The organism is Aromatoleum buckelii (genome assembly GCF_012910785.2).
Lineage (GTDB): Bacteria > Pseudomonadota > Gammaproteobacteria > Burkholderiales > Rhodocyclaceae > Aromatoleum > Aromatoleum buckelii.
In genome coordinates, this window is record NZ_WTVH02000010.1 from 1509396 (window position 1) to 1533728 (window position 24333).

General features: G+C 64.2%; 18 protein-coding genes. 8 read left to right on the forward strand and 10 right to left on the reverse strand.

Features of this window, described 5'->3' with window-relative positions; all coding sequences use genetic code 11:
- Positions 1–28: 28 nt before the first annotated feature.
- The gene (locus GO608_RS17800; RefSeq protein WP_169197536.1) at positions 29–1120 is read right to left on the reverse strand and encodes a DNA-binding protein; all 1092 of its coding nucleotides are present in this window, start codon (positions 1118–1120) and stop codon (positions 29–31) included.
- A 336-nt stretch (positions 1121–1456) separates the two neighbouring features.
- Here GO608_RS17800 and GO608_RS17805 point away from each other — a divergent pair, with 336 nt between their 5' ends.
- Entirely contained in the window at positions 1457–2335 is an 879-nt protein-coding gene (locus GO608_RS17805; RefSeq protein ID WP_247003284.1) for a site-specific integrase, read from the forward strand.
- Positions 2336–2578: 243 nt separating this feature from the next.
- On the forward strand, positions 2579–3778 hold the full coding sequence (locus GO608_RS17810; protein WP_169197534.1) for an HD-GYP domain-containing protein: 1200 nt from the start codon (positions 2579–2581) through the stop codon (positions 3776–3778).
- Here GO608_RS17810 and GO608_RS17815 read toward each other — a convergent pair.
- From GO608_RS17815 to GO608_RS17825, 3 genes are all read right to left on the reverse strand, one after another.
- Positions 3727–6450, reverse strand: coding sequence for a PhnD/SsuA/transferrin family substrate-binding protein (locus GO608_RS17815; protein ID WP_169197533.1), 2724 nt, complete (start codon positions 6448–6450; stop codon positions 3727–3729). The genes GO608_RS17810 and GO608_RS17815 overlap by 52 nt on opposite strands.
- Positions 6451–6454: 4 nt before the next feature.
- On the reverse strand, positions 6455–7408 hold the full coding sequence (locus tag GO608_RS17820; protein ID WP_247003286.1) for an ABC transporter substrate-binding protein: 954 nt from the start codon (positions 7406–7408) through the stop codon (positions 6455–6457).
- A gap of 511 nt (positions 7409–7919) precedes the next feature.
- A complete protein-coding gene (locus GO608_RS17825; protein ID WP_169200659.1) occupies positions 7920–9185 on the reverse strand; it encodes an IS256-like element ISAzo34 family transposase in 1266 nt (421 codons plus the stop codon).
- 193 nt (positions 9186–9378) lie between these two features.
- On the opposite strand from GO608_RS17825, the gene GO608_RS17830 reads away from it, so the two are divergent.
- Positions 9379–13113 carry an EAL domain-containing protein gene (locus GO608_RS17830; protein ID WP_169198523.1) on the forward strand — a complete coding sequence of 1245 codons (3735 nt, stop codon included), beginning with the start codon at positions 9379–9381 and terminating at the stop codon, positions 13111–13113.
- Positions 13114–13139: 26 nt separating this feature from the next.
- Here the strand turns inward: GO608_RS17830 and GO608_RS17835 are convergent, their stop codons facing one another.
- The 3 genes from GO608_RS17835 to nosR form a co-directional block, all read right to left on the reverse strand.
- A complete protein-coding gene (locus tag GO608_RS17835) occupies positions 13140–13586 on the reverse strand; it encodes an oxidoreductase (RefSeq protein WP_169198524.1) in 447 nt (148 codons plus the stop codon).
- Between the two features lie 133 nt (positions 13587–13719).
- Positions 13720–14853 (reverse strand): ATP-binding protein, encoded by a 1134-nt coding sequence (locus GO608_RS17840; RefSeq protein WP_169198525.1) that lies wholly within the window; start codon positions 14851–14853, stop codon positions 13720–13722.
- Positions 14854–14941: 88 nt separating this feature from the next.
- On the reverse strand, positions 14942–16252 hold the full coding sequence (gene nosR, locus GO608_RS17845; protein ID WP_169198526.1) for a response regulator c-di-GMP phosphodiesterase, NosR family: 1311 nt from the start codon (positions 16250–16252) through the stop codon (positions 14942–14944).
- Positions 16253–16584: 332 nt separating this feature from the next.
- Here nosR and GO608_RS17850 point away from each other — a divergent pair, with 332 nt between their 5' ends.
- The gene (locus GO608_RS17850; protein WP_169198607.1) at positions 16585–17112 is read left to right on the forward strand and encodes a cytochrome c oxidase subunit 3 family protein; all 528 of its coding nucleotides are present in this window, start codon (positions 16585–16587) and stop codon (positions 17110–17112) included.
- Positions 17113–17127: 15 nt separating this feature from the next.
- Complete coding sequence (locus GO608_RS17855; RefSeq protein WP_169198527.1) at positions 17128–17418, forward strand: cytochrome C oxidase subunit IV family protein; 291 nt, start codon at positions 17128–17130, stop codon at positions 17416–17418.
- Positions 17419–17471: 53 nt separating this feature from the next.
- Here GO608_RS17855 and GO608_RS17860 read toward each other — a convergent pair whose 3' ends face one another.
- Both GO608_RS17860 and GO608_RS17865 read right to left on the reverse strand, forming a co-directional pair.
- The gene (locus GO608_RS17860; RefSeq protein WP_169198528.1) at positions 17472–18599 is read right to left on the reverse strand and encodes an aminotransferase class V-fold PLP-dependent enzyme; all 1128 of its coding nucleotides are present in this window, start codon (positions 18597–18599) and stop codon (positions 17472–17474) included.
- A gap of 273 nt (positions 18600–18872) precedes the next feature.
- Positions 18873–20159: a cysteine desulfurase gene (locus GO608_RS17865; protein ID WP_247003288.1), complete on the reverse strand. Its 1287-nt coding sequence runs from the start codon at positions 20157–20159 to the stop codon at positions 18873–18875.
- Between the two features lie 373 nt (positions 20160–20532).
- Between GO608_RS17865 and GO608_RS17870 the strand changes: the two genes are divergently transcribed.
- Both GO608_RS17870 and GO608_RS17875 read left to right on the forward strand, forming a co-directional pair.
- Entirely contained in the window at positions 20533–21006 is a 474-nt protein-coding gene (locus tag GO608_RS17870; protein WP_169198529.1) for a YbhB/YbcL family Raf kinase inhibitor-like protein, read from the forward strand.
- Positions 21007–21120: 114 nt separating this feature from the next.
- Entirely contained in the window at positions 21121–21537 is a 417-nt protein-coding gene (locus GO608_RS17875; RefSeq protein ID WP_169198530.1) for a carboxypeptidase regulatory-like domain-containing protein, read from the forward strand.
- A 41-nt stretch (positions 21538–21578) separates the two neighbouring features.
- Here the strand turns inward: GO608_RS17875 and GO608_RS17880 are convergent, their stop codons facing one another.
- Positions 21579–22316: an S-methyl-5'-thioinosine phosphorylase gene (locus tag GO608_RS17880; protein ID WP_169198531.1), complete on the reverse strand. Its 738-nt coding sequence runs from the start codon at positions 22314–22316 to the stop codon at positions 21579–21581.
- Positions 22317–22466: 150 nt separating this feature from the next.
- On the opposite strand from GO608_RS17880, the gene typA reads away from it, so the two are divergent.
- The gene (typA, locus tag GO608_RS17885) at positions 22467–24284 is read left to right on the forward strand and encodes a translational GTPase TypA (protein ID WP_169198532.1); all 1818 of its coding nucleotides are present in this window, start codon (positions 22467–22469) and stop codon (positions 24282–24284) included.
- The last annotated feature ends 49 nt before the right edge of the window (positions 24285–24333 follow it).

Here is a 24333-nt window from a genome sequence, read left to right on the forward strand (position 1 = left end):
GGCGCTGCCCCGGGAGACTAATCTCCGCTCATCGCATCGGGATTCCCCGCTTTCTTTTGGTGGTTCGGCGACGAGGGTCAAGTCCTGCCGGGGAGTCTTTGTTCGACTGCTCCAGCGAACGCAGAGCCTGAACGATTTCACCTTGGCTGTTGCCAAGGAGGAGGGCGAGTTCACCGGCACGTGAGCGCTCGGCATCCAGTGCAGCCTGCAGGGTCGCCTCAACTGCCTCGGCCTGGCGGAGGTCGGTCTCTAGGGTTTGCACCTTGCTTTTGACTTCCAGAGCCTCGGCCTTTTCGGCTGCAACAGCGTTCTCCAGCGAGACTTTTGCCTTGATGGCGATTTTCTGCTCGGCCTCGGCCGCCGCCAGCTGCTTCGTCAGGGAAGCGAGGGCGGTCTCTTGCGCAGAAGCATGCTGACGGAGTTCCGCAAGCGCGTTTTGTGCAACTCGGGCTTCGCTACGCGCCTGATCGAAGCGAAGGAGCGCCTCCTTGATGTCGCGGTCGCAACCCGACTTGACGGCGCTGAGCTCGTTTTGCAGGGCGACCAGCTTTTCGTCGGCTGCCCCGAGCCTGCCTTCAAGCGTTTCCCGTTCGACATGGAGTTGCACAATCTGGCGTTCATGGCTTGCAATCAGCGACACGCGTTCCGCGGCAGTGGCGTTGAGGCTTGCTCTGGCGTCCTCCACTTGCGTCTTCAGCGTGTCGATAAGCGTCTGTTGGGTTTCGGCTGCGTCGGCCAGGCGAATCCGCTGTCCCGCCAAATCTGCACGTTCCTTCTCGATGCTGGCGGCTTCCTGCGCAAGAGCTTCGCGATCCTGAGTCAGTTCATCCGTGCATGCCTGGCGCGCTGCGGTCAACGCCGCCTCCCAAAACGTCCGGGCGGCCTGAGTGACTGCGTCGGGCGCCCCCGGCGACGCACAAAAGGCTGCAGGATCCTGGATTCGGCTGCCGAGCGCCTTGAACCACGAATCCAGATGCGGTCCGACCGTGTTCGGCGAACCTCGTCCGATTTGCCCGCGGATGCGTTCGACCGTGGGCCGGAATCCCGTCAGCAACAACGCGTCCGCGGCTTCCCAAACGTCCCGTTGGCCGACGCCGCCACGCTTCCCGATCTCGAGCATTTCGCTTGACCTCCCCTCTTTCTTGCATTAATTATTACATTCGATAATCGAAAGTTATCGGATGTAATAACTAGGTTAATGTAAAATACACTACACAATACAGCATACAAATACGACATGAACCTTGACGATACTCTGCCGGCATTGGCAAGCAACGTTGCAGTAATGGATCCGGACGCTTTGGACCCGCTGACGCAACAGGCGGTCGATGAAATCCTCGCCGAGGGAACATCGGCGAACACCGACGCCAGCTACCGCGCCGCACTGCGCTATTGGGCGGCGTGGTTTGCGCTGCGCTATCGAAAGCCGCTCAAGTTTCCGGTGCCGGTACCTGCGGTGATCCAGTTCATCGTCGATCATGCGCAGCGATCGACGCCCGGCGGGCTGCGCTGCGATCTTCCCGATTCGCTCGACGTGATCCTCGTGAAAAAGGGATACAAGGCGAAAATCGGTCCGATGGCGCTTTCCACGCTCAATCACCGGGTGTCGGTCCTGTCATCGCTGCACAAGCGCAGTCCCGAACTCGAGAACCCATGCCGAAGCCCTGCAGTGCGCGATCTCATTGCTCGAACCCGACGTTCCTACGCAAAACGGGGCGAACGCCCCAAAGGCAAGGCTGCCCTCACTCGGGAACTGCTCGAGCAACTGGTCGGAACGTGCGACGACTCGCTCAAGGGCTTGCGGGATCGGGCGATCCTGCTGCTGGGATGGGCTTCCGGCGGGCGTCGCCGGTCCGAGATCGTGAGCCTTCGGGTGGAAGACCTGAAAAGGGTCGGCCCCGATGAATTCATCTTTGAACTCGGCGCATCGAAAACGAACCAGTCGGGAACCGTCAAGGCAGACGACCTCAAGCCTGTCGTCGGCGCTGCCGGCCGCGCCTTGGCGGACTGGCTTGCGGCGACGGGCCTGGCGTCCGGGCCGTTGTTCCGCCAGATCGACAAGAGTGGGAGCTTGCGCGGGGCTCTGTCCGCTTCGGCAGTGCGCACGATCGTCCGGGAGCGGTGCCTGCTTGCCGGCCTCGACGGGGATTTCAGCGCTCACTCTCTGCGCTCCGGGTTCGTGACAGAGGCTGCGAAACAGCTGATTCCCCTGGGAGAAACCATGGCGCTGACCGGGCACCGCAGCATCCCGTCCGTGATGCGCTACTTCCGCGCCGGGTCGGTCACCGCAAGCAAGGCGGCCAAGCTTTTCGACAAAGGTGACAAGACCGAGTAGCTCGGGGATTTTGCCCGCGTTTCGGATGGTCGTGGCGGTCAGGCACGAGCCCGTACGCATCCTCTGCCGGTGCGTCACCGCGTGGGAATAAGTCATTGGAATGACTCATGATATGCATGAAGTGTATTAACATGGGCACCCCTGAATCGTCTTTCGACCGCCATGCAACAACCGCCCTGTCCGTTGATCGATCTGGCCGAACTTCCGGGGGAAAGGCCTCATTACGTACGATCGTTGACGGAGATGGGCGAAGAACGCGAGGTCGTCGCCCACGAGCATGTCTTCGCCGCAAACGGCATGAAGCTCATTGCCAAGGGCACGCGCATAAACCGCAGTCAATGCGAGCGGCTGAATCTCCACAAGCTGCGCGTCCCGCTCGATCGGGTGCTGGCGACCGAAAACCCCGTGAATGCGGCCCAACTGGCGAACGACGCCAGCAAGATGCTCGCGGCAGACATGGCAATGGCCCGGCTGGCGCAGCGCACCGGTGATCCGCTGGGTTTCCGACAAGGATTGGCAGCGCTTGCATTGCCGCGGCCGCTGGCTTTCCGGCTGACAGTGATGCGGGAAAAACGCAGCGGCCTTTTCCACCATTCCCTGCGTACGGCATTGATCACCCACTCGATCGCTTCTCGGCTGGGGCTGTCCAATCGGGACAAGCAGGACTTGCTGCTGGCGGCGCTTTGTCACGACATTGGTGAAATGCACACCGATCCGGCGCTGCTCGCGTCCGGTCACCAGGTGACGCCCGAGCAGCGGCGCTTCATCCACGTCCATCCGATCACGAGCTACGTCGTGCTGCGCGATCTCCCCGGCGTTTCATCGCCCGCGATGCAGGCAGTGCTGCACCATCACGAGCGCCTCGACGGCAGCGGTTATCCATATGGCTTGCGCGCCGGGCAGATTCACCCGCTTGCCGGCCTGCTGTGTGTCGCCGAAGTGACGGAAGCTCTGGTACGCCGCTCCGAGATGCAACGACTGGACGTCCTGCTGCGGCTGAATCAACGCCGGTTCGAACCGGCGGCTGTCGGGGCGCTGCGTCAATTGCTGCGTACCGACCCGAACGCCTCTCAAGATACGCCCTCCGACCACGACGCGACCGTGCAGTTGACCCGCGTCGCCGAAGTCCTCGGGAGCTGGCCCGCACTGTGCGACCGCCTCGACGCGCAGGCCGCGTCCCCGGAACTCGCGTTCCTGAAGGAGCGGATGGCGATGCTGCGCTCATTGGTGCTGCAGTCGGGCATCAATCCCGACGATCTCGAAGTCCTGCTCGAGCTCGCGCGTGAAGACAGCGTCGTGCTGAACGAACTGCGGGCGACGCTCGATGAGCTGGACTGGCTGATGGCCGATATCGCGAACGAGATCGAGCGCCGGACCACAGCGCTGGATGTTCAGTCGCGAAGTGCAGTGGAGGAACTTGTCGTGTTGCTGCGCGCCGCTTGAGAGGAGTCCGGAGGGGACTGCCCGTCGAAGAACCGGTAAGTGTTCTTGCCCGCCCTCTTCGCCCGGTACATCGCCGTGTCAGCGTGGCGTACAAGCTGGTCCGCATCGACCTTGTCCTGCGGGAAAAGCGTCACCCCGACGCTGGCGGAAACGCCCAGCGTGAGCGTGCCCAATGGAACCGGAGCAGACGCTGCGTGGAGCAGACGCTCGAGCACCGGCTTGCAGTCGGCAGGACTGTTGAGGTCGACGAGCACCGCGGCGAACTCATCCCCGCCGAGGCGGGCCAGCGTGTCCCCTTCCCGCAGCACTTCCCTCAGGCGCAGGGCGATGCTGACCAGCAGCTGATCGCCGACGTGATGGCCGTGGTTATCGTTCACTGCCTTGAAGCCATCGAGGTCGATATACGCTATTGCCACGTGCTGGCCGCGCCGGCTGCACTGGGACATCGCCTGTTGTAGGCGATCGGCGTACAGCGCGCGATTGGGCAGGTTCGTCAGCGGGTCATGGTAGGCGATGCGCTCCAGCTGCTTCTGGTGGTCCTTCAGCGGCGTGATGTCGGTGAATAGCGCGACGTAGTTCTGGGTTCGCCCGTGGGAATCGCGGACTGCGCTGATGTCCAGCATTTCCGCATACACCTCGCCATTCTTGCGCCGGTTCCACATCTCGCCGTGCCAGTGGCCGCTGTCGCGGAGCGCACGCCATATCGCTTTGTAATACTCGTCCGGGTGGAGCCCGGACTGGAGGACCTGCAGCGACTGGCCTGTCACCTCGTCGCGTCGATAGCCCGTGACGGCGGTGAAGGCGTCGTTGACCTCGATGATCGTGGCGTGGGCGTCGGTGATGACAATCCCCTCCCGGACATGCGTGAATACGCTTGCGGCGAGGCGCAGGCGGGCTTCGGTGTTGCGCTTGTCGGTGACGTCGATGTGCGCGACGACCACTCCGTAGAGGGGGTGGTCCAGCGGCGTCGCGCTGACGCGCAGCCAGGTGCTGCTGCCGGGCGTGCGCACTTCCATGCTGCTGTAATGAATCGGGCGCTGCTCGGCAAGCGCGCGCGCACCGGCATACTCGGCCGGCACCATCGGGCTGCCATCCGCACTGAAAACCTCCCATCCGGCGTCGCCGACAGACTGGGTCAGCAATTGCGACTTGCCGATTCCGAGCATCCGTTCGGAGGCGGAGTTGCACTCGACGATCCGCCCTTCGCGATCGGTCAGCACGATGCCGACGGGCATGATCTCGAAGATCGTGTGCAGCCGCTCCTTGTCGTCGGCGACGAGCGCGGCGGCCTTTTTCTGCGCGGTGATGTCCTGGCGCGTTCCCGACATCCGGCGCGGCTGGCCGTCGTGCGTCCACGCCACGACGCGACCTCGATCGAGCACCCAGACCCAGCTGCCGTTCTTGTGACGTGTGCGAATTTCGCACTCGTAGGTTTCGCTTTCACGCTTGAAGCAGCGCTCCAGCAGATCGTTCGAGCGTTCGAGATCGTCGGGGTGCGAAAGACTCCTGGCGGTGTTGATATCGGTCGGGGAGATTTCGCCGAGCGAGTACCCGCTGATTTCCGCCCAGCGCGCGTTGAACGTGGCGAGGCCGGTCTGGACCTCCCATTCCCAGGTGCCGATATTTGTGCCCCAGATCACTTCTGCGAGACGCTGGCTCTGTTCGCGCAACCTGCGCTCGCCGCGAGCCATGCGGATCGTCATCGCCGTCAGCAGCAGCAGGAGCGCGGACAGCGCGAGGATCCACCCTCGGTAGTTTTGCCACAGGTCTATGACCCTGATCTCCGGGGTGGCGTCGAAAGGAGGCAAATACAGCGCCTTGGCGAGCTTCTCGACCGGCAGGTAATCGGCAGCGATCGTGAAACCTGCGATGCCGGCGGCACGTGCGGCGGGATGATCGTGCTCGAGGGCGAGCAGCGCGCCGGCGATGCGCCGACTTGCGTGGGCGTCGACATGAGGCAGCGCGAGCAATGGCCATTCCGGATACAGGCGGGTCGAGACTTGGTAGGGAAAACCCGGCAGATGCTGGCGGTTGATGACCTTGAAATCGGCGGAATCGATTCTGCCCGCTGCAACGAGCGATTCGAGAATGCCGGAGCGGACGAAACCGACTTCGGCCGTGCCCGCCAGTACCGCGTCGACCACCGCGTCGTGGTTGCCGACTTCGAGAATTTCGGCGTCGCTCGGCAGGCGAATGCTGCGTTGCAGGAGCTCGTAAGCTTGCGCCTGGTAGCCTGCCAAGTATTCCTGGCTGGGAATGGCGATCTTGCGGCCTTTAAGATCGTCGAGCCCCTGGATGTCTTTCCGCCCGGATGCGGTAATGATCACACCTCCGAGGGAATCCGTCGCTTCGCCCTCCCTGCGGCTGACCAGGGTGGCCAATGCGCCGGCGAGGGCGTTCTGCGCTCGCAGGACGAGATAGTGGCCCGGAGTGGTGAAAGCCAGGTCGAGACGATTGCTGGCCATCGCCGCTTTCATCTCGTGTTCGTCGAGCACGGCGAGGACAACCCGGGTGTCCCGCAACTCGGTGCTCAGATATTCGGCCAACGGCTGGTAGCTCGCTTCGACCAGGGGCTTGGGGCGATAGGCCAAAACGCCGAGTGTCAGGGTTTCGCCTGCTGCGGCAGGCAGTGCCGAAATCACGAGCAGGAGGGCGGCAAGGAGATATTTCATCCGCTTAAACAGATCCTGGCAGGCAGCAGTCGGAGAAAAGGTTATGGCCGGCATCCGCGTTCGCGAGGAGTCCTTGTTCGGTCATGAGCGCGGAAAGCACACCGGCCGCGCGCGACAGTCCTGAGCCGGACGATGCAAGAAAGGCACGATTCGCCGAGAGCGATGGGAGGACGATTCCTGCGAGCGCCCGGTTCGCCTCTTCCGCGCTCACGTCGTGACGCGCAGCAATGCGATAAAGCGCGTCCTGGCGATTGCTGCGGATATGCTCGAGCGCATCGAAATGACTCGTGGCGATCCGGCGTAGCGCGTTTTCCTGACGATCGAGCCGATCGCTGCGCACAGCCAGCACGTCGAAGATCGTCTCCGGAATCTGCCGGCTGTCGAACAGGCGCTGCCCCCCTGCCCTCATCAGGCGCGTGGCCGTCGGCTCATAGGTGACGACAGCGTCGATTTCACCAGCTTCCCAGGCTGCATGCTGAAGATTCACGGGTACGTGGATAACAGTGAGGGCAGAAGCGTCGAGCCCCGCCTCTTCCTGCATCTTGGCGAGCATCAGCGCGCCGACCGCACCTTTTTCAACGCCGATCCGCTTCCCCGACAGGTCGGCGAGGTTCTCGGTACCGGGGCGGGCAAGCACGACATCGGCGCCGGCAGAAACGTTGAACACCAGCACGACGGTCAGCGCAACGCCGGCCGCTCGCGCATGCAGGACTTCATCGAGCGTCAGGCAGGCCGCGTCGGCCTCCCCGGTCTTGAGTGCCTGCAGCGAGTCAACCGCCGTGAGCCCTTCACGGAGCGCGACCTCGGGAGGAAGGCGGTTGAAATCGCGGGCGAGATAGAGGGTCTCGTAGCCGATCCAGTGGTGGATGGCGATGACCGGTGCACGTCGAAGTGCGGCGCACGCTCCGAGGACGGGGAGTGTTGCCAGCGCGGACAATGCAGCCAGGCCGGAAATCAATCGGCGCCGCCGCGGGTCTAGAACAACAGGCCGGGCACCGTCTGGCACAAAGCGGGGGTACTGAAAGGACATCGTTAAAAAATCTGCTGTCGCTGATAACGGTTTTGGACCAACTCTTGGTCAATGAAGGAGTGGAGTGAGGTTTTTCAATGGTGGGGCGCACATGCTACGTCTCCCCACCAAAATAATCAAAATGGATAATTGCGGGTGTGTTTGCGGACGTCAAACCGCCGGTCGCGCCGACCGGGGGGACGGCTCTTTGCGGAGCTTCCAGGATTGATCGACGCGGACAATCGTAGCGGAGCCGAAGTTCATGTAGGGGGAATTGTCGGGCGTGACGTGCAGGACTTCACGATTCCCATCAAGGCAGTACCGGTATATTGGCGTCCTCGCAAGCGGGACATACGAGTACTAACCCGCTCCATGCGTAACGCATGCTTGCTGGAGCTCCCTGCCCTGTCGCGCGGAGCTAAAGTCAATTCTGGTGTATGGACCCGTCCGGCATGGCTGATCAGGCGGCGAGCCGCTGCTGTTCGTGCTCTTCGTCTTTCACGGGTTCGCCGTCCTTGAAGACGACGCCGCCCATCAGTTCGGCAATGCGCTCAACGCCGCGAATCCGCCGCCAGGATTTCTCGGCTTCCTGCACGAGCTTGAAGGCGAGACCGAGGAAGCTCGAGCGCGACACGCAGTTCTTCGTGCGGGTAGTGCGGTGACGCACGGTGGCGAAAGTCGACTCGATCGGGTTGGTCGTGCGCAGGTGAATCCAGTGCTCGGCCGGGAAGTCGTAGAAGGCGAGCAGCGCGTCGCGATCCCTGACGAGCTTGTCGGCCGCCTTCGGGTACTTCGCCTGGTAGCTCTCGACGAAGCGCTCGAAGGCGCTCACGGCCGCGGCGCGCGTCGGGGCCATCCAGATCTCGTGGAGCTGCGCCTTCGCCTTGGCCTGCAGGCTCTTGGGCAGCGCGTTGAGCACGTTGGCGCTCTTGTGCACCCAGCAGCGCTGCCGGCGGGTTTCGGGGTAGAGCTCGTCGAGCGCCCCCCAGAAGCCCAGCGCCCCGTCGCCTACTGCCAGGCGCGGACCGACTTCGAGGCCACGAGCCTTGAGGTCGCGCAGCAACTCGAGCCAGGACGCCTTCGATTCGCGGTGCCCGTCGCCGATCGTGACCAGTTCCTTGGTGCCGTCGAGCCGCACGCCGATGACGACCAGCAGACACTGGCGGGCATCGTCCTCGCCGCGCAGGCTGGTGTGCACGCCGTCGGCCCACCAATAGACGTAGCGGCTGCCGGACAAATCCCGCTTCATCCAGCCGGCGTAGTCGCTCGCCCACTCGGCCTTCAGGCGGCTCACCACGTTGGGGGAGAGGCCCTTGGCCTCATCGCCGAGCAGCACGGTGAGCGCCTCGCGCATGTCGCCCGTCGAGATGCCCTTCAGGTACAGCCACGGCAACGCCGCCGACACCCGCGCCGAGCGGCGAACATACGGCGGCACCAAGGCGGAATTGAACTTCACCCCAGCGCCCGAGCGGTCACGCACCTTGGGTACCCGCACCTCGACGTTGCCGACCGCCGTGAGCACCTCGCGTGCCGGCAGGTAGCCATTTCTGACCACCGCTCGGCTCCCGCCCAGCATCCGCACGTTCTCGTACTCGGCCAACAACTGCTGCACCTCCACTTCAATCGCCCGCTCGATGAGATCCCGCGCGCCGCGCCGGATCAGCTCCTCCAGCGACAGCCCCACTTCCGATTGCTCAACCGACTGCTCACTCGTATCCTTCTTCAAGGCGCGCCTCCGTGGTTGCTGAAAATTTGGTCTCGACAACTCAATTCTCAGCAGAGGCACGCCGCCTCATCAAGCCCTTCTATCAGGATCTGGTCATACACCAGTCTTGACTATATCTCCTGTCGCGCTAACCGGCACCCCTTTGAAATGGAGCCGCTACCCTGAACCGAAATGCAAAGGACGTGGAAAGAACATGATCGGTAAGTGGCTTTCCAGAATGCACGTCCGCCTGCTGCTGCTGATCCTGGTCACGGCGCTCCCTGCCTTGGCGATCATCGTCAATACCGGTCTCGAGCAACGCAGGGAGGCGAGTGCAGCCGCCGAGAAAACGGCGCTGCTCACGGCGCGACAGATCGCGACCCGTCAGCGGGACATGGTGAGCCATCTCCACCGGTTGCTCGAAGGGCTCGCGCAGTCTCCGGAAGTGCGGCAGCTCCATTCCACCGAAGAATGCAACGCGTGGCTGGCGAAACTGGCCAGGCTCCACGAGCTGTATGCGGAAGTCTTCGTCGCCGGACTCGACGGCAAGATCACCTGCCGCTCGCAGTCCTTCAGCCATACGGTCGATATCTCCGATCGCAGCTATTTCCGCCGCGTCCTGGAGCGGCAGGATTTCGCCATGGGCGATTACCAGAACAGCCGTTTCGATGGCCAACCGGTCGTCATCTCGGCGCATCCGGTGTTCGATGACAACGACGAGATCACGGCGGTAGTCGGGGTCGGCGTAACCCCGAGCGCGTTCGGCTCGCTGCTGCGCGAAACCACCCTGCCCGACGGCTCGGTGGTGACGATCGTCGACAAGCAGGGCGTCATCCTCGCTCGCCTCCCCGATCCGACCGGTCTGGCGGGGAGCACGATTCCCGAACTGAGCCAGTTCAAGGCGGCGCTCACCGGCACCGGCGACCTGCTGATGAAATCGGTATGGCTCGATGGGGTGTCGCGCATCATGGCGATCGCACCCGTGCTGACCAGGTTCGGCGACCTCTACGTGCGTGTCGGCATTCCCTCGGCGATCGTCGAGAACGCAGGGGCCGTTGTCGCTCAGCGCAACCTCCTGCTGCTCGCCGGCGCCGCGGTGCCGCTGCTGCTGCTCGGCTGGTTCGTCGCGCAGCGGCTCGTGTTGCGGCCGCTGCAGGATCTCACCGAAACTGCAAGACGCTTGGGAGAGGGAGACCTGCAGGCTCGCACCCGCGTGCCTCCCGGAAGCGGCGAACTGGGGGACCTCGCCCGGACGCTGGACCAGATGGCGGAGGGGATCGGACAGTCGGTGGCACGGATCGAGACCGCAGAGCGAGAACTGCGCCGCAGCAACCGCGCGTTACGGGTGCTCAATGAAGTCACCCGCGCGGTGGCCCAAGCCGACGACGAAGTACAGCTGATGGAGCTGATCTGCAGCGCGGCCGTGGATGCGGGTGGTTATCGCATGACTTGGGTCGGAATCGCCACGCAGGATGTCGAAAAATTCGTGCGACCGGTAGCCTGGGCGGGGCATGAAGCGGGTTTTCTCGACGTCGTGAACGAAACCCTGAACGACACCGGAAGTGCCGTGTGTCCGTCGTCGATCGCCCTCGGCGACCGCCGGACCTGCATCGTCAGGGACATCGCGAACGACGGTCGCTTCGACGCCTGGCGCGATCACGCGCTGCGGCGAGGGTACGTCTCCATAATCAGCGTTCCGCTGGTGGCCGACCGGGTGTTCGGCGTGCTCACGGTGCTGACCGGCGAAGCGGGGGCATTCGACGCCGAGGAAACGCGCCTGCTGGAGAATGCCGCGCGCGAACTCGCGTTCGGCATTGTCGCGCTGCGCAGGCGCGCCGCGCATGAGAAGGCCGAAGCCGCGGTGCAACTGCGCAACCGCGCGATTGAGGCGAGCCACAACGGCCTGGTCATCTACCGCTATGCCCAGCCGGCCGGCATCGTCAGCGCCAACCCGGCGCTCCTTCGGTTGCTGGGGATGGACGAAGACCAGCTCATCGCCATGGACCTGCCGACGCTCGCACGACAGGGTTTCGATGCAGACGGCTGGGAGCAGCTCGACGCGCTGGTCACTGCCCGGCAAGCCGGTGAAGTGCCGCTGAGCCTCGTCCGTGCATCGGGCGACGTGTGCTGGCTCGACACCAGCGTGACGCTGGTCGGGGACGACGTTGCCGGCATCGACCACGCGGTCATCGAATTTCGCGATGTCACGGAAAGACACCGCTACCAGGAACAGCTGGCTTACCAGGCCAACCACGATTCGCTGACTGGATTGCCAAACCGCAACCTGCTCGGCGATCGCCTGCAGCAGTCGCTCGCGCTCGCGACACGCAACCAAAGCGCGTGTTTCGTGCTGTGGGTCGATATCGACCGCTTCCAGGTCGTCCATGACAGCTTCGGCAACGAAATCGCCAACGACACGCTGGTCGTCATCAGCGAGCGACTTGTCGCTGCCGCGGAGGGTTGCAGCATCGTTGCGCGAGTCGCCAGCGATGAATTCGTCCTGATCACGGACGAGCTGCCGAGCCAGCAGGCGGTGGTGTCGCTCGCCACCCGGCTTCTCGACGCCTTGCGGGCGCCGATTCCGGCCGGCGGCGAGGAGCTGTGGCTCACCGGCAGCATCGGCGTCGCCGCGATAACCAGCACCGATGACGTCGACACGCTGCTGCGCAACGCCAATGTGGCCCTGTTCCGCGCAAAGGAAATGGGGCGCGACACGTTCTGCTTCTACGAGACGGACCTGAACGTGCGAACCGCCCCGCGACTGCGCCTCGAGCTCGCGCTGCGACGCAGCATCGAGCAGGACGAACTGTTTCTGGCCTACCAGCCGAAAGTCGATCTGCTGACCGGCGAAGTGGTGGGCAGCGAGGCGCTGTGCCGCTGGCGCCATCCTGAACTGGGGTTGGTTTCCCCGGGCGAATTCATTCCGATCGCGGAGGAAAGCGGACTCATCCTGCCGATCGGCCGCTGGGTGCTGGAAACCGCCTGCGCTCAGGCGCGCCAATGGATCGACGACGGCATCGACTACCGCCGCATCGCGGTGAACGTCTCGCCGTTGCAGTTCTTCCGCGACGATCTCGTCGCCGACGTCGCGGCATTGCTGTCCCGCTACCGCCTCGAGCCCGCGTCGCTGATGCTCGAAATCACCGAAAGCGCGCTGATGGGCAACCCGGCGCGGGCGATCCTGATGATGCAGCAGCTGAAGGCGATCGGTGTGAAGCTGGCGATCGACGATTTCGGCACCGGCTATTCGTCGCTCAGTGCACTCAAGCGCTTCCCCATTGATTACCTGAAAATCGACCGCGCCTTCGTCACCGACATCACGACCAATGCGAGCGATGCGGCAATCGCCGTGTCGATCATCTCCCTCGCCCACAGCCTCAACTTGCGCGTGATCGCCGAAGGGGTCGAAACGGAAGGGCAAGTGCTCTACCTGCGCGGCCGCGGGTGCGACGAGATGCAGGGTTACCATTTTTCCCCCCCGGTCGCCCCGGAGGCGTTGGCCACGCTGATCCGCGACCGCCAGCAACTGGTTTTCCCAATGCAGATCGACCGGCCCGACCGCACGTTGCTGCTGGTCGATGACGAACCGTCGATTCAGTCGGCGCTACGCCGCGTCCTGCGCAGCGAAGGCTACATCCTGCTGTTCGCCGGAAACGCCGCCGAAGCGCTCGATCTGCTTGCAAAGCACGCCGTCGGGGTCGTGATGTCGGACTTCCGCATACCCGGCATGGATGGCATCCAGCTGCTCGACAGGGTGAAAACCCTTTATCCGGATACCGTGCGCCTGGTCCTCTCCGGCTATTCCGATATCGGCACCATCACCAACGCGATCAACCGCGGCTCGATTTTCCGATTCCTGCACAAACCTTGGGACGACCGTGAACTGCTGCAGTCGGTGCGCGACGCGTTCGAGCGTTTCGACCGCCGCAAGAATACGTCCGCCGTTTGAGCGGCAACGCCTAGAGCCGAATCCGGCTACGATTTCTCCGCAGGGCGTGCCACGGGGCGGAGAATGCGGCTCGGTTTGCCGCGCAGGACGTTGAGCAATTCCGCACGCGCCCGCGTGTGTTCGAGCCCCCTGGCGACCAGCGAGTCGACCAGCTCGCCGAAACGCGCGCGGCGCCGCAGCCCCGCCTCGCTCGTGTCGCGGCGATTGTTGAAGCAGTCCATCAGCGTCGAGCCGCAGACACAATTGCGGAAGAGCTCCAGCACCACCTGCCCGTCGTCGTCCGTCGTCTGCTTGAGACCGCTCCGCCCGGAGCCGATACGCTGCGTTTGGGCGACGTAATCGTCAACGTCCCGATAGCTTCGGCCGCACAGCGCACAGTGCTTCGGAAAAGTGCCTGCGGCGATCGCCTGCAGACCGGCATAAAGTTCGGCATCGACAGCGACAACATCGCCCGGACCCGCTTGTTTGGTCATGTCTGCCCCGAACGCAGTGGTTGTTTTCGGCGGCATGTTATGAAGAATGGGCCATTCTTCGCAAGAGCGAATCGGCTGCGCACCGGGCGGACCGTGCGGAAATATCCCGGTGGGCAAAAACTGCCCGCATTGCTCAGCTCTTGCTGCTTGCGGCGCCAGCGTCACGAACGTGCAGCGGCAACAGGATGCGGAACGTGGTCCCCCGACCGGGCTGACTGCGAATTTCGATGCGGCCGTCATGACGCCTGATGATATCGGCAGAAATCGACAGGCCGAGCCCGGTCCCCTTGCCGACCGGCTTGGTCGTGAAGAACGGTTCGAAAATGCGCTGCTGCACTTCGGGCGGCATCCCTTTGCCGGTATCCGCAATCTCCACCCACGCATGTCCGTCGATCGTTCCGCTGCGCAATCTGATCGTCCCGGAGGTTTCGATGGCCTGCGCGGCGTTGACCAGCAGATTCATGAATACCTGGTTCATCTGTGCGGGAATGCAGCGCACCGGGGGCAAGTCGTCCAACTCCCGCACCACCTCCGCCTTGTACTTGATTTCGTTCCACACGATATTGAGCGTGCTCTCGAGGCCGCGGTTGAGATCCGCGTCCTGCCACTCGCCTTCGTCGGCGTGCGAAAAGTCCTTGAGGTCGGCGACGATATGCCTGATCCGGGCAAGCCCATCGAGCGATTCACGCAGCAGATCGGGGATGTCCGCGCGCAAGTAGTCGATCTCGGCGATCGTGCGCGCTTTTTGCACTGCCGCGCGCGCCGAGTGATCGGCAGGCAGTTCGCTTTCGAGGCGCTCGTACGCATCGATGAGGCTGAACAGGCGCTCCACGTACGAGGTCAGCGAACCCAGATTGGAACTCACGAATCCGACTGGATTGTTGATCTCGTGGGCAACTCCTGCAGCCAGCTGTCCCACCGCAGCCAACTTCTCCGACTGCAGCAGCTGGTTCTGCGTCCGTTCGACGCGTGCCGCCGCTTCCGCCAGTACCCGGCGCCCGCGCTCACGTTCGCTCGCCTGCTCCGCCAGCTGCGCGTCGAGCTGCTCGTTGGCCACGGCGAGGGCTTGGCATCGCTCGGCGAGCAGGCCGACGAGTCCGGTCAAATGCGCTTCGATTTCGGTTTCGGCCGGGTCTTTGCCTTGGGGATTGCCTGCGCGCCGGGCGTGCTGCAGTGCGAGGGCATTGATCCGGCCGACCGCCTCGCTGATCCGCTCGTCCGCCCGGGCAATTGCGCGCAGCTCTTCACCCCATGCACCTGCGGTCATTGGCCCTGCTCCTGCAGCCCGGATTCCAGCATCAGGATTGCCCCTCCAGCGTCAGTTCGTGCGGCGCCGGTCGCATTCTGCGGCGACATCACAGTTTGTCGCGGCGGACGTGCAGCGTCAGGGCGATGCCTTCGCGACGCGCATAGTCCTGGATCTGCCGCACCAGAGAGGCGTCGAGGACATACTCCGCAGCGAGCAGCAGTGTGCCGTCGCGCCCGACGAGGTCACGTGCGAGGACCATCCCCACCTGGAGGTTGAGCGCCGACACAGCGACATCCCGTGCAGGCGGTTCCTGCGCAACTCCGCCGAGCATCTCGACGAGCGCGTCCACCACCTGTGGATCGTAGCGCCGGTTGCGCGACTGCACGAGCATCGCTTTCGCCTCGTCCGCGCTCAGGCGATTCTCCGCCAGCGTGCCGGCCTGCAACCCATCGAAGTCATTGACGGCCGACAGGATGCGCGCACCCAGCGGAATCGCGAGCCCTTGCAGACCGTCGGGGAAACCCTGTCCGTCGAAACGTTCATGGTGCGAGCGCACAATGCGCGCGGCTTCCTTCAGCTCGTCGAGCGGCATCAGCGCGGATTCGCCAGCGATTGCATGCTTGCGATACTGCCCCATTTCGTCGCCATTCATTTTCGAGACAGGCTTTGCGAGCAGCGTGTCGGAGAAACCGATCTTGCCGATGTCGTGCAACAGTCCGGCAAGGAAGATGTCCTGCTGGCTCTTGGCGTCGATGTCGAGGCGGGCGGCAAGCTTGCGGGCGAGATCGGCGACGCGCCGTGAATGGCCCGCAACTCCGCCTCCGCGCAATTCCATCAGGCCGGAGAAGGTCTTGATCGAGACCAGGAAGTTCTGCTTGAGCCGCTCGTTTGCCTGCTTGAGCGAGTCGTTCGTCTGTTCGAGGGCGGCCGTGCGTTCCTGGACCTTGCGCTCGAGGTCGGTGTTGAGTTCCTTCAGTTCGTCGTTCTGCTGCTGCGTCAGTGTCTGCAGCCGCGTGTTTTCTGCCTGCAGCCGCTGACGGTCGAGCGCATCGCGAATGATCAGCGTGAGATCGTTGTCGTCCCACGGCTTGGCAATGTAACGGTAGATCTCGCCGCGGTTGATCGCGTCGATCGTCGAAGTGACATCGGCATAGCCGGTGAGCAGCACGCGCGTCACCTGTGGCCAGCGGTTGCGCACATGTTCGAGGAACTCGGCACCGTCCATTTCGGGCATGCGCATGTCGGAGATCACGAGGTCGACGCGTTCCCGCTCGAGAATCTCGAGCCCCGCCTTGCCGCTCTCGGCAAGATGCAATTTGTAGCCGGCCGGCCGCAGCAATCGCCGGAGCGAAGAAAGGATGCTTGCCTCGTCGTCGACGAGCAGCAGGCTCGGTGCGCTGTCAGTGATCTCGGTCATCGGCTTGGTGGGGTCGTGCCTCGCCGCGAAGGCATGCGGAGGCTGGGCTGGGGCGTGATTATACCCTGCCGTCAAGCGCCCGAACCCGGGCCGCTGTCACGCTTTTGCCGGTAGCGTACGGCGAGCGTTTGGGGCTGTGCCGGTCGAACAAGTTGTCGTCTGTAGCTGTATGCGAATCGCAGATCGCGGGACAATCCACCGTTATCCGGCGCAGGATGTTCCAAAAAACGTCTTCGCCTGTCCCATTCGTCACCGAGGTCCGGATCGTGAATTCCGCCGCAACGTTTCCGCTGCATGCACCCGTGCTGGGCCGAATCCCCGGCAACAAGGCCATCTGGGTAGGCATCTACTGCGAAGTCACCGAGTTCGCCCTGATGTTCCTGGTGTATTTCATCGCCCGCGCGCACCATCCCGTCAGCTTCAGTGGCGGCCACGCGCAGTTGTCGCTGCTTGCTGGCACCGCCTATACCGTCGCGCTGCTGAGCAGCGGCTACTGCGTCGCGCGTGGCCTCGTGGCGATGCGCAGGGCGCGCAGGCAGGCTTGCCTACGCTGGCTGGCAGCGGCTTTCGTCATCGGCGCGATCTATCCGGTCGTCAAGTTTTTCGAAGTGCGCTGGAACCTCGCGAACGGGCTCGACGGCGATGCAGGGGTGTTCTTCGTCACCTACTACTACCTGACTTTCAACCACCTCGTCCACGTGTTCTGGGGACTGCTCGGGTTGCTGTGGGTCATGGTGCGTACCGGCGCCGGCAGCTATACCGCCGAGGAACACGACGGGCTCGAGGCTTTCGCGTGCTACTGGCACACGACCGACATCATCTGGCTGATGATCTTCCCGCTGTTCTACATGCTGCGCTGAGCGAGGGAGCGAACGATGATTGAAACGCGGAAACTCGATCTCGCCTGGATCACGCTGGTCCTGCTCAGCATCGGCAGCGCCGGCGTCGGCGGGACGGCAGACCCCGATCTCGGTGTGACGGCGATCATCGCGCTGGTGATGGGCGTCAAGGTGCGCATCGTCTGCACGTATTTCATGGAACTGGACACCGCGTCGCGGCGGATTCGCCGGTCGATGTATGCGTTCTGCTACGGCATGCCGACAGTGGTCGTGCTGACGAGCGTGTTCGGCGACGTCATCGCACGACTCACTGCGGTGCTTATGTAGCGCCGCGTCCGGCCTGGCGTCGTTCATTACGCCGGACGACGGCTGCGGGCCGGTCAGCCGGCCCGGTTCAGCGCCTCATCGAGGTAGCGGACGGTGCGCTCGACGTCGTGCAGCTTGTCCAGACCGAAGAGACCGATGCGGAACGTGCGGAAGTCCGCCGGTTCGTCGCACTGCAGCGGCACGCCCGCGGCGATCTGCAGGCCCTGGGCGGACAATGCACGGCCGGACTGGATTTCGGGGTCGCTGGTGTAGCTGACGACCACGCCCGGCGCCTGGAACCCTTCGGCGGCGACACTTTTGAAACCTTTGCGGGTCAGCAGCGCCCGCACGCTGTCGCCCAGTTCCTGCTGTTCGCCGCGCACCTTGTCGAAGCCGTAGTCGCGGGTCTCCTTCATTACGTCGCGCAGCGTCGTCAGCGCGTCGGTCGGCATCGTCGCGTGGTACATGTGGCCGCCGTTCTCGTACGCCTCCATGATCTGCAGCCACTTGCGCAGGTCACAGGCAAAGCTCGTGCTCGTCGTGGACTCGATTTTCGCGCGGGCGCCTTCGCCCAGCATCACGAGCGCACAGCACGGCGAACCGCTCCAGCCTTTTTGCGGCGCGCTGATCAGGATGTCGATGCCCAGAGCCTGCATGTCGACCCAGATCGTGCCGGACGCGATGCAGTCGAGCACGAACAGGCCGCCGACCGAATGCACCGCGTCGGCGACCGCGCGCAGGTAGGCGTCGGGCAGCATCATGCCGCTGGAGGTCTCGACGTGCGGAGCGAAGACGACGTCGGGCTTTTGCTCGCGTATCGTCCGGACGACTTCCTCGATCGGAGCCGGTGCAAACGCGGCCTGCGGCCCGTCATCGACCGGGCGCGCCTTCAGGACGGTCGATTCGGCCGGGATGTTGCCCATGTCGAAGATCTGCGTCCAGCGATAGCTGAACCAGCCGTTGCGGATGACAAGGCACTTGCGGCCGGTGGCGAACTGGCGGGCGACGGCTTCCATGCCGAACGTGCCGCTGCCGGGGACGACGATCGCGGATTTCGCGTTGTAGACTTCCTTGAGCATTCGCGAGATGTCGTTCATTACACCCTGGAAGGCCCGCGACATGTGATTGAGCGAGCGGTCGGTATAGACCACCGAATATTCGAGCAACCCGTCCGGGTCGGGATGGCGCAACAAGCCTGGCACTGTGATCTCCTGCAAGGAAAACGGAAGGACGGGGCGAGGATACCCGGACTAACTGCCGCGGGCCATCCCCTGCCGGGGGGGCGGGAGGGGCACGGGTCTGGGCGATGCGCGGCGGGAAGTTCCGCGGCGAGCGCGTGTTTTCAGTTGCACCCTGATACGGTTGCCGGACAGGGGTTGAAGCCTTCGCCGTGCCGGTCCGCGTCCGGCAGCCGACCGAAATTATGCGGACGCCGCCCACGATCGAGGATCGCTTCCCTGTACCGGTCGCGCAGCTCACCCATCGAACACCTCCCGCACGCGGCGCAATGCGGCAAACAGCGCGTCGACCTCGTCGTGCGTGTTGTACATCGCGAACGACGCGCGCACCGTCGACGGCAGGCCGAAGCGTTCCATCAGCGGCATCGCGCAGTGGTGGCCGGTGCGGACCGCCACCCCTTCATGGTCGAGGATAGTGCCGACATCGTGTGCGTGGATGTCGTCGAACACGAACGACAGGATCGCCGCCTTGTTGCGCGCGGTTCCGACGAGGCGCAGGCCCGGCATCGCGCGCGCCTGCCGAGTGGCGTGCTCGAGCAGCGCGTCCTCGTGCGCGGCGATCGCGGCGATTCCCGTTTCCTCGACGTAGCGGATCGCTGCGCCCAGCGCAATCGCGCCGGCGATGTCCGGTGTGCCCGCTTCGAACTTGTACGGCAGCTCGTTGTATGTCGTCCCGGCAAAGCTCACCTGCCGGATCATGTCGCCCCCGCCCTGCCACGGCGGCATCGCGTCGAGCAGCGCAGCCTTGCCGTACAGCACGCCGATGCCGGTCGGCCCATAGAGCTTGTGCGCCGAGAACGCGTAGAAGTCGCAGTCGAGCGCCTGCACGTCGACCGCAACGTGCGGCACCGCCTGCGCGCCGTCAAGCAGCACCGGCACGCCGCGCGCGTGCGCCATGTCGATGAGTTCCCGCACCGGGTTGATCGTGCCGAGGGCGTTCGACACATGCGCCAGCGCGACGATCCGCGTGCGGTTCCCGAGCAGGCGCTCGAACTCCGCGACGAGCAGCTCACCGTCGTCATTGACCGGGGCGACTTTCAGCACCGCCCCCGTCCGCTCGCAAGCGAGTTGCCACGGCACGATGTTCGAGTGGTGCTCCATGGCCGTGATGAGGATCTCGTCACCCGGGCGGAAACGTCCGCCGAAACTGTTCGCGACGAGGTTGATCGCTTCGGTCGTGCCGCGCACGAAGACGATCTCCTCGCGTCGCGCGGCGTTCACGAACCGCTGGACCGTGTCGCGAGCGGCCTCGAAAGCGTCGGTCGCCTCCTGGCTCAGGCGATGCACGCCGCGATGCACGTTCGCGTTGAGCACGGCATAGTAATGCGCTTGCGCGTCGATCACGCAACGCGGTTTCTGGCTCGTTGCCGCGTTGTCGAGATAGACGAGCGGCCTGCCATTGACTTCGCGGGCGAGGATCGGGAAGTCGTCGCGGAGCCGGGCGACGTCGAGCGGCGGGATGTCCGCGCCCGCAGCGGGTGTCGCGATACCCAGCGCGTTCAACTCATTCGCAGCAGTTCCCATTCCCGTTTCCCCACGTCCTCGAGCAGTTGTCCGGGCAGCAGCGGGGACAGCCACGCCTGCAGCCCGGCGTGAGTAATATCACGAATCCGGAGCGCCCGCCCAACGGGGCAAAGTTCGGCGGAACACACTTCCGCGCGAAGAACTCGATGCCGGCAGTCGCGGCACAAGGGCAATGTCCGCTGGCGCAAGCGGGACTCGGGCCACGGTCTACAGTAAGAGCATCGGCGAACCGCAGGTTCTTTCCGGGAAGGTAGTGATGCCGGGCCGCCGTGGGCAACAGCGATCGGCACCAACCTTCTCCCGAAGTATCCGATCAACCCTGGCAAGCGAGGCGCAAAGCCGGTCCCCGTAATCGACAACCGGAGCAACGAACATGAGCCTGACTCTGAGTTCCACGGCGTTTGCCCACGGCGGCGCGATTCCCGCAAGCTACACGTGCGACGGCCGTGACGTGTCCCCTCCCCTGGGCTGGTCCGGCATCCCGGACAACACTCGCAGCCTGGCGCTGATCGTCGATGACCCCGATGCGCCCGATCCGGCGGCTCCCCAGCGAACATGGGTGCACTGGGTGCTGTACAACATCCCGCCGACGACGGCGGGTCTGCCCGAAGCCGTCGCCATGGCGGACCTGCCGCCCGGCACGCGCGAAGGAACGAACGACTGGAAGCGCACCGGCTACGGCGGCCCTTGCCCCCCGATCGGCCGGCACCGCTACTTCCACAAGCTCTATGCCCTCGACATCGTCCTCGCCCCTCTTGGCGCTCCGACGAAGGCTGAATTGGAACAGGCGATGCAGGACCACATTCTTGCCCAGGCGGAACTTGTCGGCACCTACCAGCGATCTTGAGCGTGGAAAGCCGCGGACCACGCCGTGCGTGCGACGTCGAATGCGAGGCAACCGGAACTCGCTTTCGGTCGGCCAGTCGCATGGAGGGCGGTTTCCACCACAGGAGGTATCCCGATGAACAAACACAACATCGCCGCCGGTCTGCTGGTTCTCGCCTCCGGGTTGTGGGGCGGCGCCGCCATGGCGCAGGAAGCGGCTCCGGCACTCGACGTGCGGGAGTTCGAGGGCGTGCGCTACATCACCGGCGGTGTCGGCGAGGAAGAGCGCAACCAACTCCTCGCCTCCGCGCAGAACTTCAACCTCAAACTCGTTTTCGCCGAAAAGTCAGGCGATTATCTTGCCGACGTCAACGTCGCAATCGCCGATTCCACGGGCCGCAAGGTTCTCGAAGCGAGAGCGGACGGTCCGCTCATGCTGGCAAAACTGCCCCCCGGCAACTACCGCGTCACCGCGATGGCGAACGGGCGCGAGCAAACCCGGAACGCCAGCGTTGGACGCACCGGACAGCGGTCGCTGACCTTCTACTGGTAGCCCGGGCGATGTCGACACGGCCAAACGGGCACTCGCCGTCGTCAGGACTTGCAGACTTCCTCGAGGACCCGTCGCACGCGCACCATCGCATCCTGCAGCACCACTTCGATGCTGTCGAAGAGGATGCCTTTCTCGCTCGCGCCACGCCCGGCGGCGTAGTTCGCGATGACGTTGACCGCGGCATAGGGCAGACCGATTTCGCGGGCGAGCGCGGCTTCGGGCATCCCGGTCATACCGACGAGTTCGGCGCCATCGCGCTCGAGCCGGTTGACCTCGGCGGCTGTCTCGAGGCGCGGCCCCTGCGTCGCGGCATACACCCCGCCATTGCAGATATGTTCGCCGGCCGCCACGCCCGCCGCGAGAATCCGCTGGCGCAACGGTTCGTCGTACGGATGAGTGAAATCGATGTGATGCACGCCCTCGTCGCCACCTTCGAAGAAGGTGCTCTTGCGTCCCCACGTGTAGTCGATGATCTGGTGAGGCACGACCAGCGCGCCGGGGCCGAAATCGTCGCGGATGCCGCCGACAGAGGCCACCGAGATGACGCCGGTCGCCTTGGCATGCTTGAGCGCCCACAGGTTTGCGCGGTAATTGACCAGATGCGGCGGGATCGTGTGTCCATAGCCGTGGCGCGCGAGAAAGACCACCGGGCGTTCGCGCAGGCGGCCGAACGTCAGCGCGCCGGACGGTTCTCCGTAAGGGGTGCGTACCACTTCGCGGCGGGCGATCTCGAGCGTCGAAAGCTGCGTGAGTCCGCTACCGCCAATGATTGCGAGCATTGGGTCGGTCTCCAGAAAAACGGCGCCGATTCTAGCATGGGGCCTCGCCGCGCTCTCGCTCGCGGTTCGCACGAAAAGGGTGAAGCGCGCGATGCTGCAATGCGGTGGCCGTGCTAAAATTAAAAACTTTTCAAAGACTTCTGGACCCAAATGTCCCGCTCCATCCGTAACATCGCCATCATCGCCCACGTCGACCACGGCAAGACCACGCTGGTCGACCAGCTCCTGCGCCAGTCCGGCACCTTCCGCGAGAACCAGCAGGTTTCCGAACGGGTGATGGATTCGAACGATCTGGAGAAAGAGCGCGGCATCACGATCCTGTCGAAGAACTGCGCAATCCAGTACGGCGACACCCACATCAACATCGTCGACACGCCGGGCCACGCCGACTTCGGCGGCGAAGTCGAGCGTGTGCTGTCGATGGTCGATGGTGTGCTGCTGCTCGTCGACGCGGTCGAGGGCCCGATGCCGCAGACGCGCTTCGTGACGCGCAAGGCGCTCGCGCTCGGCCTGAAGCCGATCGTCGTGATCAACAAGATCGACCGCCCGGGGAGCCGCCCGGACTGGGTCATCAACCACACTTTCGACCTGTTCGACAAGCTCGGCGCGACCGAAGAGCAGCTCGATTTTCCGGTGGTGTACGCCTCGGCGCTCAACGGCTACGCGATGCTCGACGCGAGCCAACCGGGCACCGACATGACGCCGCTGTACGAAGCGATCCTCGAGCACGTGCCCCAGCCCGAAGTCGATTCCGACGGCCCGCTGCAGCTGCAGGTCTGCTCGCTCGACTATTCGACGTACATCGGTCAGCTCGGCATCGGCCGCATCAAGCGCGGCCGCATCCGCCCGAACCAGGAAGTCGTCGTGATGTATGGCGAGGAGAACCGCGGCAAGGCCAAGATCGGCCAGGTGCTGACGTTCAAGGGCCTCGAGCGCACGCAGGCGGAATCGGCCGAAGCTGGCGACATCGTGCTGGTGTCGGGCGTCGATCAGGTCAATATCGGCGTCACGCTGTGCGATCCCGAGAAACTCGAAGGCATGAAGCCGATCGCGGTCGATGAACCGACGCTGACGATGAACTTCATGGTCAACTCGTCGCCCCTGGCCGGGCGCGAAGGCAAGTTCGTCACGAGCCGCCAGATCCGCGAGCGGCTCGAACGCGAGCTGCTGAAGAACGTCGCGCTGCGCGTCGAATACACCAACGACTCCGACGTGTTCCTGGTTTCGGGCCGTGGCGAACTGCATCTGACGATCCTGCTCGAAAACATGCGCCGCGAAGGCTTCGAACTCGCGGTCGGCCGGCCGCGCGTGGTGTTCCGCGAGATCGACGGCGTCAAGTGCGAGCCGTACGAACTGCTCACCGTCGACGTCGAGGAAGACCACCAGGGCGGCGTGATGGAAGAACTCGGCCGGCGTCGCGGCGAGCTGCAGGACATGCAGTCCGACGGCAAGGGCCGCGCCCGCCTCGAATACCGCATCCCTGCCCGCGGCCTGATCGGCTTCCAGGGCGAATTCCTGACGCTGACGCGTGGCACCGGTCTGGCGAGCCACGTGTTCGACGACTATGGTCCGATGGCGGGGCCGATGGGCGAGCGCCGCAACGGCGTGCTGATCTCGCAGGACAACGGCCACGCGGTCGCCTACGCGCTGTGGAAGCTGCAGGATCGCGGCCGGATGTTCCTCACGCACAACGACCCGGTGTACGAAGGCATCATCATCGGCATCCATTCGCGCGACAACGATCTCGTCGTCAACCCGATCAAGGGCAAGCAGCTCACCAACGTGCGCTCGTCGGGCACCGATGAAGCGGTGCGGCTGATCCCGCCGATCCAGCTGACGCTCGAATCCGCGATCGAATTCATCGCCGACGACGAGCTCGTCGAAATCACGCCGAAGTCGATCCGGCTGCGCAAGCGCTACCTGACCGAGAACGAGCGCAAACGCGCGGCAAAAGCCGAAAACGCCTGACGCGTATCCCGCGAACGGGATACCGTCGAGCGACGGAAAAGCGCTGCTT

What these genes read in the sequence shown, in the direction of transcription:
- GO608_RS17840 (WP_169198525.1), bottom strand. Translation starts at nt 14,853, where the DNA reads ATGACCGCAGGTGCATGGGGTGAAGAGCTGCGCGCAATTGCCCGGGCG.
- GO608_RS17875 (WP_169198530.1), top strand. Translation starts at nt 21,121, where the DNA reads ATGAACAAACACAACATCGCCGCCGGTCTGCTGGTTCTCGCCTCCGGG.
- typA (WP_169198532.1), top strand. Translation starts at nt 22,467, where the DNA reads ATGTCCCGCTCCATCCGTAACATCGCCATCATCGCCCACGTCGACCAC.
- GO608_RS17865 (WP_247003288.1), bottom strand. Translation starts at nt 20,159, where the DNA reads ATGGGAACTGCTGCGAATGAGTTGAACGCGCTGGGTATCGCGACACCC.
- nosR (WP_169198526.1), bottom strand. Translation starts at nt 16,252, where the DNA reads ATGACCGAGATCACTGACAGCGCACCGAGCCTGCTGCTCGTCGACGAC.
- GO608_RS17830 (WP_169198523.1), top strand. Translation starts at nt 9,379, where the DNA reads ATGATCGGTAAGTGGCTTTCCAGAATGCACGTCCGCCTGCTGCTGCTG.
- GO608_RS17810 (WP_169197534.1), top strand. Translation starts at nt 2,579, where the DNA reads ATGGGCGAAGAACGCGAGGTCGTCGCCCACGAGCATGTCTTCGCCGCA.
- GO608_RS17800 (WP_169197536.1), bottom strand. Translation starts at nt 1,120, where the DNA reads ATGCTCGAGATCGGGAAGCGTGGCGGCGTCGGCCAACGGGACGTTTGG.
- GO608_RS17835 (WP_169198524.1), bottom strand. Translation starts at nt 13,586, where the DNA reads ATGACCAAACAAGCGGGTCCGGGCGATGTTGTCGCTGTCGATGCCGAA.
- GO608_RS17815 (WP_169197533.1), bottom strand. Translation starts at nt 6,450, where the DNA reads ATGAAATATCTCCTTGCCGCCCTCCTGCTCGTGATTTCGGCACTGCCT.
- GO608_RS17880 (WP_169198531.1), bottom strand. Translation starts at nt 22,316, where the DNA reads ATGCTCGCAATCATTGGCGGTAGCGGACTCACGCAGCTTTCGACGCTC.
- GO608_RS17855 (WP_169198527.1), top strand. Translation starts at nt 17,128, where the DNA reads ATGATTGAAACGCGGAAACTCGATCTCGCCTGGATCACGCTGGTCCTG.
- GO608_RS17870 (WP_169198529.1), top strand. Translation starts at nt 20,533, where the DNA reads ATGAGCCTGACTCTGAGTTCCACGGCGTTTGCCCACGGCGGCGCGATT.